This is a genomic window from Sinosporangium siamense (assembly GCF_016863435.1).
Taxonomy (GTDB): Bacteria; Actinomycetota; Actinomycetes; order Streptosporangiales; family Streptosporangiaceae; genus Sinosporangium; species Sinosporangium siamense.
In genome coordinates this window covers 203,526-216,029 of record NZ_BOOW01000006.1, presented here as the reverse complement: position 1 = coordinate 216,029, position 12,504 = coordinate 203,526, and the positions used below count along the sequence as shown (strand labels likewise).

General features: G+C 70.5%; 12 protein-coding genes and 1 pseudogene. All 13 read right to left on the bottom strand.

Going from position 1 to position 12,504, the window contains the following annotated elements:
* Window positions 1-18: 18 nt before the first annotated feature.
* The 13 genes and pseudogenes from Ssi02_RS02940 to hisI all read right to left on the bottom strand — a co-directional run bounded on the left by Ssi02_RS02940 (window position 19) and on the right by hisI (window position 12,449).
* Complete coding sequence (locus Ssi02_RS02940) at window positions 19-654, bottom strand: hypothetical protein (protein WP_204020742.1); 636 nt, start codon at window positions 652-654, stop codon at window positions 19-21.
* 197 nt (window positions 655-851) lie between these two features.
* Window positions 852-2,456: a YML083C domain-containing protein gene (locus Ssi02_RS02935; RefSeq protein ID WP_204020741.1), complete on the bottom strand. Its 1,605-nt coding sequence runs from the start codon at window positions 2,454-2,456 to the stop codon at window positions 852-854.
* A 665-nt stretch (window positions 2,457-3,121) separates the two neighbouring features.
* Window positions 3,122-3,811 (bottom strand): VIT1/CCC1 transporter family protein, encoded by a 690-nt coding sequence (locus Ssi02_RS02930; RefSeq protein WP_239128554.1) that lies wholly within the window; start codon window positions 3,809-3,811, stop codon window positions 3,122-3,124.
* Between the two features lie 232 nt (window positions 3,812-4,043).
* Window positions 4,044-4,337 carry a pentapeptide repeat-containing protein gene (locus tag Ssi02_RS39700; RefSeq protein WP_204021405.1) on the bottom strand — a complete coding sequence of 98 codons (294 nt, stop codon included), beginning with the start codon at window positions 4,335-4,337 and terminating at the stop codon, window positions 4,044-4,046.
* A 199-nt stretch (window positions 4,338-4,536) separates the two neighbouring features.
* Window positions 4,537-5,301: pseudogene (gene lgt / locus Ssi02_RS39695) on the bottom strand (prolipoprotein diacylglyceryl transferase); the annotation flags it as partial.
* Between the two features lie 185 nt (window positions 5,302-5,486).
* A complete protein-coding gene (locus Ssi02_RS02915; RefSeq protein WP_204020739.1) occupies window positions 5,487-6,239 on the bottom strand; it encodes a DsbA family protein in 753 nt (250 codons plus the stop codon).
* A complete protein-coding gene (locus Ssi02_RS02910) occupies window positions 6,239-6,730 on the bottom strand; it encodes a MauE/DoxX family redox-associated membrane protein (protein WP_204020738.1) in 492 nt (163 codons plus the stop codon). Before Ssi02_RS02910 ends, Ssi02_RS02915 begins: the two co-directional genes overlap by 1 nt.
* A 698-nt stretch (window positions 6,731-7,428) precedes the next feature.
* The gene (gene trpA, locus Ssi02_RS02905; protein ID WP_204020737.1) at window positions 7,429-8,226 is read right to left on the bottom strand and encodes a tryptophan synthase subunit alpha; all 798 of its coding nucleotides are present in this window, start codon (window positions 8,224-8,226) and stop codon (window positions 7,429-7,431) included.
* A 17-nt stretch (window positions 8,227-8,243) separates the two neighbouring features.
* Window positions 8,244-9,467 carry a tryptophan synthase subunit beta gene (gene trpB, locus Ssi02_RS02900; RefSeq protein WP_204021404.1) on the bottom strand — a complete coding sequence of 408 codons (1,224 nt, stop codon included), beginning with the start codon at window positions 9,465-9,467 and terminating at the stop codon, window positions 8,244-8,246.
* Window positions 9,468-9,484: 17 nt separating this feature from the next.
* Window positions 9,485-10,309: an indole-3-glycerol phosphate synthase TrpC gene (gene trpC / locus Ssi02_RS02895; RefSeq protein ID WP_204020736.1), complete on the bottom strand. Its 825-nt coding sequence runs from the start codon at window positions 10,307-10,309 to the stop codon at window positions 9,485-9,487.
* A gap of 112 nt (window positions 10,310-10,421) precedes the next feature.
* Window positions 10,422-10,919, bottom strand: a complete 498-nt coding sequence (locus Ssi02_RS02890) for a DUF2752 domain-containing protein (RefSeq protein ID WP_239128553.1) — start codon at window positions 10,917-10,919, stop codon at window positions 10,422-10,424.
* A gap of 499 nt (window positions 10,920-11,418) precedes the next feature.
* Entirely contained in the window at window positions 11,419-12,090 is a 672-nt protein-coding gene (locus Ssi02_RS02885; RefSeq protein WP_204020735.1) for a TIGR02234 family membrane protein, read from the bottom strand.
* Entirely contained in the window at window positions 12,087-12,449 is a 363-nt protein-coding gene (gene hisI, locus Ssi02_RS02880) for a phosphoribosyl-AMP cyclohydrolase (protein WP_204020734.1), read from the bottom strand. The genes Ssi02_RS02885 and hisI overlap by 4 nt, the downstream gene beginning before the upstream one ends.
* Between the last annotated feature and the right edge of the window lie 55 nt (window positions 12,450-12,504).

The window sequence follows — 12,504 nt, the reverse complement described above, 5'->3', positions numbered from 1 at the left end:
GCCTCCCGAGGCCGGAGTTCAGGCCGCGTTCACCACGCGGGCCTGCACCACCTGGCCGAGGCGGTCGAGGGCCACCTGCTCGGCCGCCAGGTCGACCCTGCCGGTGCCGCCCACCGGCCCCACCCAGCTCACGGTGACGTAGTGGCCCATGGACCTGGCCTGGGCGCTGCTGCGGGAGGCGTCGAAGCCGGTCTCCCGGCGCACGAAGGCCCGGTCGTGCATGGCCTTGACGAGGAGGTCCGCCCCCTCGGCGGACGCCATGTTGAAGATGAAGAACTCGCCTGCCGTCTTGCCGTCTTCACTGGTGTAGGCGGCCTTGAGCATCTGGGAGCACCCGTCGAGCACCTCCTCGACGCCCTCCCCCCACACGGCGTCGCCGCAGTCGTCCACGACCGCGGATGTGCCTTGCCGCAATGGGCTCCTGCCGCCTGCGACGGCGAGCCGCCTGGTGTCCTCGCCGAACACCTCGATCAGGGACAACGGCTTGCCGTCGGCGGCACGAGTCGAGATCGGGGCGTAGATCGCCGTGGTGAACTCGCCGCGGTAGACACCCGGACGATCCTCACCGCCCGACAGCAGCCAGAACGCCACCCCTCCGGCGGCGGCGAGAACCACGACGGTCACGAGGACGACGAGGGAGGAACGCCTGAGCATGGCACCTTACGGTAGCCGCCCCGGCCGACAAACGGAGACCACCCCCGCTGATCGGCCCCCCTGGGCGCCGGTTCCCTTTTCGGAACGCCGGTCACTCGGCCTCCGGCGTACCGGTCACCTCCTGGGAGACCGCCTCCGCTCGTTCGGCCCGCCGAGGAACCGAGAACTCATCCCACCGGAGGACCGGCTCCCGCCGCTCACCCGGCCGGAGGGCCGGCCGCCGCCACGACCCGGCGGTAGACGGCCTTCTCGACGGTCCGCACGGCCAGGGACAGGCCGACGTAGTCGTCCTTCGGCGTAGGCTCGGCGCCGTCGACCCGCGCCAGCCACACCAGGCCCACGAAGTGCCCCATGGCATGTCCGCTGCCCTCGGTGTGACCGTTGACCGGGAAGGCTGCCTTATCCGTCTTGAGGGCGATGGCCCACCCCGCGCGGTGCTGCACCTTCATCGACTGGGCGAACGCGTCCGCCGACGCCTGATCCTTCAGATTGAGCAGCGTGTATTGCGCGATGTAACGCCGGTCGGAGCTGGTGTAGAGCCCCCGCGCGGCCTGGGTGCAGCCGAACTCCGTGAGCTGCTTGAGCACGGCTTCGCCCCACACGGCAGCCGCGCAGTCGCTGTCCATGTTGCTGCCGACAAGCCGGAAACTCGTCTTCCCGTCCTTGATGACCTTGGCGGAGAACAACTCCTTGAGTGTGATCGGCTCCTTGTCGGAGTTCCGGTCGGAGATCGGCGCGAACAGCTTGGGCGACGCCCACCCCTGATATCCGTCCGGCCTGGGCTGCCCCGCCACCACCGCCGCCGACGACGGACCCCGCTCCACCGCGACAGGCGAGCCGAGTCCCAGGACGGCCACCACGAACCCCACCGACAACGCCGCGGCCAGCAGGACCACGCCGAGAACGGCGAGCAGCTTCTGCTGCCGGGCCGACAGTCCCCAGCGGGTCAGGAGCCCTTCTTCGTAGTCCTCTCCCGGAGTACGGCGGCGCTTACGAGACCCGCCGCCTTCGGGATCCTCATCGTCGTCCCGGCGGCCACGCGCCTCTTCGGGCCACGCCTCCTCCAGTGCGGCAAGAGGGGAGCGGGAGCCCTCATCGGCGGCACGCCGCCGGCCCCGCCCTTCCTCGGCCCGCGCACCCTCGCCCGGAGGAGCGGAAGACCGGCGATCCCCCTCAGGAGCCCGCCGACGCCCACGACCGGCCCCCTCACCCTCGGGCCGGGCGTACTCCCCGGTAGCTCCGGAAGGCCGGGCATACTCCCCGGTGGCTCCCGAAGGCCGGGCATACTCCCCGGTGGGCCCTGAAGGCCGGGCATACTCCCCCGTTGCCCCTGAAGGCCGGGCATACTCCCCCGTGGCTCCCGAAGGCCGGGCATACTCCCCCGTCGCCCCCGAAGGCCGGGCCTCTCCCTCCGGCGCCCGGCGACGTCCACGGCCGGGCCCCTCGCCACCTGGCCGGGTGTGCTCCCCCGTGACGGCCGAGGCGCGGCGATCCTCGTCCAGGCCACGCCGGCCCCCAAGACCGGCTCCGTCGTCGGCCCACGAGCCCTCCCCCAACGGCCCCGGAGGCCGTGGAGGCTCAGCGAGACCACGCCGCCCTCCGCGACCGGTCCGATCGTCCGGCCGGGCGTATTCCCCCGTGGGAGCCGAGGGCCCCTCCACGGCCGGGGGCCGATGCTCGACCGGCTCCCTTCCTTCATGAGCGCCGGGCCGGCCGGCGGGAGCACCCGGCTGGTTGGCGGGGACGCCGGGCTGATTGGGGCGGCGGCGCTTCCAGGCCGTCACACCCTCCATCCGCGTCACCGCGTCGATCCCCTCGGAATCGTCGCCCGCGGGCGGACGCCTGCGGGGCGCCGTCGTCTCCTCCGCTTGACGCCCCCACTCGGCGGGCGGAGCCGGCCGGCGCCGCCCCCGGGTCGCCGCGTCCCCTGTTTCGCCCGGCGGAGAGGTACGGCGACGCCTACGGGTGGCCGACGCCCCTTCCGCGGACCCCGGCCGCCCTCCATCAGTGCCTGAACCCGCCCCGGGACCGGGCCTCGGCCCGTCGATTCCCGATCCGGTCCCCGGCCTATCGGCCCCCGGGCCAAGCCTCGGCCCGTCGTTTCCCGGACCGAATCCCCGCCTATCGGCCCCCGGACCGGAGCGCGGCCCGTCGGGCCCCGCCGTACCCGGCGCGAATCGCGGTCCCGGTTGCGCAGGCCCCGCCGTACCGGGCGTCGCGCCGGGAACGGAAGGGGGGCGGCGGCGCTTCCACGCCGTCACGCCCTCCATCTGCGTGATGGAATCGATCCCGTCGGGTTCGCCGCCCGCGTGCCGCCGCCCGCGAGGAGCGGTGTCGTCCCCCGGCCGGCCCGCGTCGGCGGGCGGGGGTGTCCGGCGCCGTCCGCCGGGTGGTGTGGGGGTGGGGTCGGTCGGCCGGCCCTCGTGGGGTTCGCCGGGCGGAGTCGAGCGGCGCCGTCGGGGCGGTGTCACAGGGCTCCCGCTCCGATCAGATCGCCGAGCGCGAAGGTCAGTGCGGCTGCCGCTGCCCCGACCACAAACTGGCGCAGCCCGGAGTAAAGCCAACCCCTCGCCGTCAAACGAGACACCAGCGCCCCCGCTCCAAACAAAGCCACCCCGGAGACCAGGGCGGAGCCCCACAGATCGTGCATGCCCAAAAGGTATGGCAAAAGCGGCAGTACCGCGCCCACGCTGAAGGACAGGAACGACGATATAGCGGCTGTGTATGGGCTCGGCAGGTCACTGAGAGTCACTCCGAGCTCTGCTCTGCTGTGTATGGCGAGAGCCGTCTCCGGGTCGCGTGAGAGCTGCCGGGCGACCTCGGCGGCCACGTCGTGTTCGACGCCTCTGCTCTCGATGAACTGCGTCAACTCGGCGAGTTCGGCCTCGGGGTGGTGTTTCAGCTCACGGCGTTCGACGGCGATCTCCGCCTGCGCCAGCTCGCGCTGACTGGCCACAGAGACGTATTCGCCGCCCGCCATGGAGAACGCCCCGGCGGCCAGCCCGGCCACTCCGGCGAGTGCGATGACCTTGGTGTTGTGTGTGCCGCCCGCCACTCCGGCGATCAGCGCGAAGTTGGAGACCAGCCCGTCCATCGCCCCGAACACCGATGGCCGCAACCAGCCGCCGGTGACGTCGCGATGCTGGTGTGTGACCACCGAAGGCGTCCCGGCCGGGATTTGTCGCCGGCCGGGGGCTTCGTCACCCGCCTTGGCGTTCTCGTCGCCGTGATTCCCCTGGTCACCTTGTGCGCCTTGGGAATCACGGCGGTCATGCGGCCTGTTCTGGTGTGATCCGTTGTGGTCTGATCCGTTCGCAGCGGCCTGTCCCATGTTCGCTCCCCTCCGGGCTCGGCGGCCGGCCGAGCCCGCCCATCGGTGAGGGGAACGTCTACGAACTGATCACAACCATCGGGACCGAGGCGGGCCGGGCTCGGTCAGTCCGATCCCGAGCCCGAGTCGCTCGACGAATCGGCCGGGTCGCCACTCTTGGAGCCCGTGGCCCCCTTGGTGGCCGTGCCCGTCGTAGCCGTGCCCGTCGTAGCCGTGCCCGTCGTAGCCGTGCCCGTCGTAGCCGTGCCCGTCGTAGCTGTGCCCGTGGCGGCCGTGCCTGTGGTCGTCGTGGCTGCGGGGGCCGTGGTGACCGCACCTGCCGGCGCTTCCGCCGAAGTGCCACCGGGCGCATCCTTGCCGGACGTCTCGTCTCCTCCGGGCTTGTCGTCGTCCTCGCCCGCGCCGGACTCCACCGTCTCCGCCTGGGTGCGGCGCTCGGCGGCACCCGCGAGCTCGTCCTCGTCGGCCAGGTCGGCGCCGTGCCCGTCGACCGCCGGGGTCACACCGAGCGACTCCTCCCCGGTCCTGTTGCGCATCAGCCAGAAGTAGACCAGCGCGGCGAGGAACAGCACGATCGAAGTCCACTGGTTGAGGCGCAGCCCGAGGATCTCACTCGTCGGGTCGGACCGCATGCCCTCGATCCAGAACCGGCCCAGGGTGTAACCCGCCACATAGAGCGCGAACAGCCGGCCGTAGTGCAGCTTGTAGCGGCTGCCCGCCCAGAAGAGCACCCCGGCCAGCGCGAGGTTCCACAGCGACTCGTAGAGGAAGGTCGGGTGATAGACGTCGACGCCGGGAATCGTGCCGGGACGGCCGGGTTCGATCTCGATGCCCCACGGCAGGTCAGTGGGGCCGCCGAACAGCTCCTGGTTGAAATAGTTGCCCCAGCGGCCGATCGCCTGCGCGATGGCGAGGCCGGGCGCGATCGCGTCGGCCATCGCCGTCAGCGCGATGCCCCGCCTGCGGCAGGCGATCCAGACGCCGACGCCGCCGAGGGCGATCGCCCCCCAGATGCCGAGCCCGCCGTTCCAGATCTTCAACGCGTCGATGGGCTCATTGGGCGCTTCTGAACCGAAGTAGAGATACCAGTCGGTGGCCACGTGATAGAGGCGACCGCCGATCAGGCCGAAGGCCACCGCCCACACGGCGATGTCGACCACCGTGCCGGGATCGCCTCCCCGTGCACGCCACCGACGCATCGTGATCCACACGGCGACAACGACACCGAGCACGATGCACATTGCATAAGCCCGCAGAGTGAGCGGCCCAAGGCTCCACTCGGATACGGACGGGCTGGGAATCGAGGCGAGGAGCATGTCAGGTGACAGTACAGGGTTCGGAGCCACATGTCGGCATCACATCGACACCGGAACCAGCCTGAGACCTCAACATGGATCCCACCCGCCTCTCCCGGACCGCACGGGACCGCCCATCGGTTGCATCCCCGACACTCGGGTGTATCTCAGTGCGAACCTCGAGTGCGGCGGAAGCCCGCGAGACGCTAGCCGCCGGCATTGATGACGGCTTCCCGGAGAGCCTGCGGATTGAAAGCCACACGGTTGTCCAAGTCCTTGCCGTTGAGCCTGACGGTCGGGGTGCCCTGGATCTTGATCGTCGCGCCGTAGTCGAGGTGGGCCTTGGCTTCCTTCTGCGAGGTGACACACTCCGCGAAGCCGGAAGCGGTCACCCCGGCGGCCTCGCCCCACGCCACGATGTCGTCGACTTTGAACCCCTCGGCCTGCTCCGACGGCTGCTCCTTGAACAGCTTGTCGTGCAGGGCGAGCCACTGCTGACCGTCGGACACACAGCGCATGGCCGCGCCGGCCCGCACCGAGTTGGCCCGCGTGATGCCGCGGTTCATCTGCTCGGGGAAGATCGTGACCGGGTGGAAGACCACCTTGGCCTTGCCCTCGGCCGCGAGATTCTTGAGCGTGGAACCCGAGGTCTCCTCCAGCTGCTTGCAGGCGGGACACTGGAAGTCCTCAAAGATGTCGATCACCGGCCGGTCGACCCCGGGCTTCGCCATGACCGCGGTGCCGTCCGACGTCACCGTGATCGGGGCGAGCGACTGGGCGATGGTCTCCGGAGTGCTCCTGGACGCGGCATACCACCAGCCGGCGCCGACGGCGGCGAGCCCCACGATCCCCACGGTGGCGATCGTCGCGATGCGTCTGCGCTGATCCTGCTTGCGCTCGGCCTCACGCTGCGCCTTGATGCGCTCCCGCGCCGACTGATCGCGCGCGCCCTTGCCCATCAGACAGTCTCCTCATCCTTGTCGAGATCCTCGTCGTCGTCCTTGTCACGCGACGAGGTCAGCCCAAGCGCCGAATCAAGCGCGAACTTTCCCGGGGGGAACCAGGCGACCCAGACACCGAGGGCCACCAGCCCGATGTCTCGCAGGATGGTGCCGAGGTAATTGGGCTCCTCCCACGCCTCAAGCACCCCGCCCGTCCCGAAACACCCGCAGTCGATGCGCAGACCGCGAGCCCAGGCCGAGATGATGCCGACGACGAAGACGAACATGAGGAGCGCCCCGGCGACACCCGCCGTGCGGGTGAGAAGACCGGCCGCGAGAAACACGCCGACGACGATCTCCAGGACCGGCAGGCCGTAACCGACCACCGGCGTGAGCGAGACCGGCAGCAACTCATAAGCCCTCACCGCCTCCACGGACAACGCGGGTGTGTCGATCTTGAGCAGACCGGCCACGATCAGCACTCCCGCGAGCACCAACCGAGCGACCATCGACACCCACGGTATCGCAGAACTCACTCTGCGCGACGGTGATGACACCGCCACCTCCCCAAGTCCTCATGATGTTGTTTTCGATCGGCGGGCCCGACGCCCGGCGCGCACCGTCTTACCCGCGCATATCACCGGGTAGAGCAAGCCACACTAACCTCATTCCACCCCGGCACGAGCGCGGTACGCCTTCATTACCCCAGGTCAACGACAACCCTGTTACCGAAAGTCACCGCATATCCCACTTTTCCCCCGCGCCAAGATCTCTGCGCGTGACCCAGCGTCCTCCACACCGGCCTCTCGGCGTTAGGCCCTTCCGCCCGTCATCCGAGAGCCGATAGTCCCCCAATGCCCAGGACCAAGATCACAAGCCCAGAACCCCGCCCCGGACTCCCCCGCCCCGCGCCCCCAGCCCAGCTCAGCCTCCAAAACGAGCATCCCCAAACACCCGCACAGCTCCCCCAAGTCACCCGCACGCCGCCGATGTCCTCACACCCCGCGGCACCACTCCTATCCCCCAGGCTCCGCCGTACGGCACAAGCCGGAAGTGCGCCGTGACCAACGACCGGCCGGACCCGGTGCGCCCGCGCCCGAAACCTGCACGGGCCGCGCCCATGCCAGGCCCCCGGACACGAAGATCGGCCCCGGAAAAGCCGGAAGGGCCGCCACAAGGGCGGCCCGGGGCCTGGGAAAGCGGCAGGTCAGCGGCTGCGGACTCCGGCGGCCAGTTCGGTGGCCAACTCGCGCACCGCGGCGAGGCCGGTGGCCTCGTCCGGGGCGTCCAGGAGGCGGCGGATGAAGGCCGAGCCCACGATGACGCCGTCGGCGTAGGCGGCGACCTCGGCGGCCTGGGCGCCCGTGCCGACGCCGAGGCCGACGCAGACGGGGATCGAGGTGTGCGCGCGGCTCCGCTTGACGAGTCCCTCGGCTGCGGAGCCGACACTCTCGCGCGCGCCTGTGATGCCCATGAGGGAGGCGGCGTACAGGAAGCCGGTGCAGCACTCCACGACGGAGGCGATGCGCTCGTCGGGGGAACTGGGGGCGACGAGGAACACCGTGTCGATGCCCGCGGCGGCCGAGGCGGCGCACCAGGGGCCGGCCTCCTCGGGGATGAGGTCGGGGGTGATGGTGCCGACGCCGCCGGCGCTCGCGAGGTCGCGGGCGAAGCGCTCGGCCCCGTAGATGTAGACGGGGTTCCAATACGTCATGACCAGCGTGGCCGCGCCCGTCTTGGCGACGCCCTCGACGGTGTGCATGACGTCGGCGATGCGGGTGCCGTTGAGCAGCGACCGGTGCACGGCGTCCTGGATGGTGGGGCCGTCCATGAGGGGATCGGAGTAGGGCAACCCGATCTCGATCACGTCGCACCCCGCCTCGACCATGGCGGTGGCCGCGGCGATCGCGCCCTCCTTGGTGGGAAAGCCGGCCGGAAGATATCCGACCAAGGCGGCGCGGTTTTCCGCGCGGGCCTTCTCGAACACCGAGGCAAGTGTCGTCATCGCTGGTCCTGAGGAAATCAGAGGTTGAAGTATTTCATCGCGGTGCCCATGTCCTTGTCTCCGCGCCCGGAAAGGTTGACAAGGATGACGGCCTCGGGACCGAGTTCGCGGCCGAGCTTGATCGTGCCGGCCAGCGCGTGGGAGGACTCGATGGCGGGGATGATGCCCTCGGTCCTGGCGAGCAGCGCGAACGCCTCCATGGCCTCGGCGTCGGTCACGCCGCGGTAGGTCGCCCGGCCGGTCTCCTTGAGCCAGGCGTGCTCGGGGCCGACCCCCGGGTAGTCGAGGCCGGCGGAGATCGAGTGCGACTCGATCGTCTGGCCCTCGTCGTCCTGGAGGACGAAGGTGCGCGAGCCGTGCAGCACGCCGATGGTGCCGGCGGTGAGGGTGAGCGCGTGCTCACCGCTCTCAAGGCCGTGCCCGCCGGCTTCGAAGCCGTAGAGCGCGACGTCCTTGTCGCCGACGAAGGCGTGGAAGATGCCGATGGCGTTGGAACCGCCGCCGACGCAGGCGGTGACGGCGTCGGGCAGACGTCCGACGAGCTCAAGCACCTGGCGGCGCGCCTCAACGCCGATGATGCGCGCGAAGTCACGCACGATCTCGGGGAACGGGTGGGGCCCCGCGGCGGTGCCGAACAGGTAGTAGGTGTGGTCGACGTTGGTGACCCAGTCGCGGAACGCCTCGTTGATGGCGTCCTTGAGGGTGCGGCTGCCGTTGGCGACGGGCACGACCTCGGCGCCGAGCAGCTTCATGCGGGCGACGTTGAGCGCCTGGCGCTCGCAGTCGACCTCGCCCATATAGATCACGCAGTCGAGACCGAGGAGGGCGCACGCGGTGGCGGTGGCCACGCCGTGCTGGCCGGCGCCGGTCTCGGCGATGACCCGGGTCTTGCCCATGCGCTTGGTCAGGAGGGCCTGCCCGAGCACATTGTTGATCTTGTGCGCGCCGGTGTGGGTGAGGTCCTCGCGCTTGAGGATGATCCTCGCGCCTCCGGCCTCCTTGGCGAAGCGGGGCACCTCGGTGAGGATGGTGGGCCGCCCCGCGTAGGTGCGCAGCAGGTGGTCGAACTCGCGCAGGAACTCCGGGTCGCTCTTGGCCTTGGCATATTGCGCGGCGACCTCGTCGAGCGCGGGCACCAGCGCCTCGGGGACGAACCGCCCCCCGAACTCCCCGAACCTGCCGAACGGATCGGGGTCGTCCCCCGCACCGGCGTTGCCCGCCAGGTCGGCGGCGGTGAGCATGGTGCCTCGCGTCTCGGTCACTGCTGCCTCTCGGATCCGTTGTCCGGTCTGGTCGCGGGGTGGGCGCCGGCGGTCACCAGGTCGACCACGGCGGCCCTCGGGTCCTTGCCCGTCACCAGGCTCTCGCCCACGAGCACCGCGTCCGCTCCGGCACGAGCATATGCCAGAAGATCATGCGGACCGCGCACCCCGGACTCAGCGATTCTGATCACGCCGTCGGGGATCTTCGGGGCGAGACGCCCGAACACCTCGCGGTCCACCTTAAGCGTCTTCAGGTCGCGGGCGTTGATGCCGATGATCTTGGCTCCGGCGTCGAGGGCGCGGTCGAGCTCCTCGGCGGTGTGCACCTCGACCAGCGGCGTGAGGCCGATCGACTCGGCACGCTCGATCAGCGAGACGAGCGCGTTCTGCTCCAGCGCGGCGACGATCAGCAGCACGAGGTCGGCGCCGTGGGCGCGGGCCTCCCAGAGCTGATAGGACGTCACGACGAAGTCCTTGCGCAGGACGGGCACATCGACCGCCGCCCGCACCGACGCGAGGTCCTCAAGGCTGCCGCCGAAGCGGCGGCGCTCGGTGAGCACGCTGATGACGTGGGCGCCACCCGACTCGTAGTCCCTGGCGAGCGCAGCGGGATCGGCGATGGCGGCGAGCGCCCCCTTGGAAGGGCTTGAGCGCTTCACCTCGGCAATGACCGACACCTTGTCGCCGCCGAGCGCGGCGTAGGCGTCACGGGGCGAGGGCGCCTTGGCCGCCCGCTCCTTCAGCTCATCGAGCGTCACGGCTCTCTGCCTGTCGGCGAGGTCCGCTCGAACCCCGTCCAGGATCTCGTCGAGCACGGTCACGCGATCAGGGTCCCTCCGGTCGACGGCTTAAGGCCGACCTTTCGGCCTTGTTCTGCCGATCGTATCGGCCTCATCGGGGCCGTGCTGCCAGGGGGGCGTCGCCTGGCCCGCTCTATGGGGCCAGGAACTGCCCAAAAGGCAGATTTCGAACGATCCAGAAAACGATCACAAAGGCCAGGAAGCCAAACAGGTAGGGCGCCCCCGGCATCACCCACCGCACCGGCCGCGCCCGCCAGGACGCGACCAGCCACTGCCCCCACACAAACCCCAGAAATGGCACCAAAAGCACAAACATCGCATTGAGCCCTAGAGCCCCCAGCACATCTCCATGCCCCAAGGCATGCACCGCTCGCAAAGTGCCACATCCAGGACACAAAAGCCCCGTCAACGCCAAAAACGGACACGCCGGATAATGTCCCGGCTCATTGGGATCCACCGCCCGCACATACAGCCCCGCCCCGGCAACCACCGCCGCCACCGCAACCGGCCCGAGCACCGCCACAACCCGCCGCCGCGCAACCACCGCCATAACGCTCAGTATGCCGACCCCGCGCGCCCCATCAGTGCTCACAAACTTCAAAGTCGCGTACGGCAAAGCCGCCTCAACCACGGCCCGAACCTGGGCCTCGAAGCCACCGCCGCCCGCTCCAGGCCGCCGCACCTCATGCACGTGGCTCGCCGATCAGGCCCGAGCCGGCGCGACCGGCAACCACCGCCTTCCAAACCTGCTCTATCCCGAAAACCCCGCCCAACGGCCCTCAGACCGGTCGGCGAGCACCGCCTTCCAAGGCGGTCATAGCCCGAACCCGTCAACCGGCCTCGACCCGGTCGGCGGGTGTCGCCTGCGGTGTCACGTAACCCGTCGAGAGGGTGAGAGTGCCTGGGCCGGCTGGATCCCGAAAACCCCGCCCAACGGCCCTCAGACCGGTCGGCGAGCACCGCCTTCCAAGGCGGTCATAGCCCGAACCCGTCAACCGGCCTCGACCCGGTCGGCGGGTGTCGCCTGCGGTGTCACGTAACCCGTCGAGAGGGTGAGAGTGCCTGGGCCGATCGAGCTGCTTAGGTGTCGTGCACCGGCTTGGGGGCGGTGCGGTCGGAATCCTGGCCGGTCAGGGGCGGCGCTTATGGCCACCCGAAGCGGGGTTGTCCTCGTCGCCGGTCTCGGTGGGGTCCTCGCCGCTGTCGATCGCGTCCCACAGGGCACGTTCGCGTGGGCGGGGGGCGGGCTCCCGGGGCGCGGCCGGGGGGGCTTCCGCCGTACGGCCCTCGCCGGAGGTGTGGCGGGAGTAGCGGTCGGACATGCCCGGCCAGCGGGGGGCGAACGCGGCGGCGGCCAGGCCGAGGGCGCACAGGACAACGCCGCAGACGGCGGTGACGCTGGACCAGAGGGTGAGGTCGAAGGTCCAGCCGTGGGCGGCTGAGGCGAGGGGGTTGCGGCTCTTGACCAGGTCGGCGATGTCGCTCGTGTCGGTGCCGCTGAGCGCGATGTAGGCGATGCCGGCGCCGAAGGCGGCGGTGGCGAGGGCGACGAGGCGCCGCCACAGGCCGCTCGCGGCGAGGACGGCGAGGATCGAGGCGAGGGCGGCCAGGGCGAGAGGGCCGACGCCCGCGGCGATCTCGGCGCCGGTGACGGCGGTCTGCGTGCGGCCGCCGGGGCCGGAGGTGCCCTGGTAGGCGACCTGGACCCACTCCTGCCGGGACGCCGTCCAGGCGAGGCCGGCTGCCGCGGCGGTCGCAAGGACCCAGATCCAGAGCGCCCGTCTGCCCGTGCCCGCGCTCAAGGTCCGGTCTCCTCCCCAGGGGTCACGTCGAGGCCCCCGGCGTCGAAACATGTGCGGTCGCCGGTGTGGCATGCCGCCCCGAACTGGTCGACCTTGAGCAGAATCGTGTCGCCGTCGCAGTCGAGCGCGGCGGACACCACCCGCTGCGTGTTGCCGGAGGTCGCCCCCTTCACCCAGTATTCCCCTCGGCTGCGGGACCAGTAGGTCGCCCGGCCCGTCGTGAGGGTGCGGTGCAGCGCCTCGTCGTTCATCCAGGCGAGCATCAGCACCTCTCCGGTGTCGTGCTGCTGCACCACTGCGGGCACGAGACCGTCGGACGTGCGCTTGAGCCGATCAGAGATCTTGGGGTCCAGGGACATGCCGCCATTCTGCCGCAGCTCCAAGCCGGTGCAGGTCGCGGGCGGGCCATGCCCC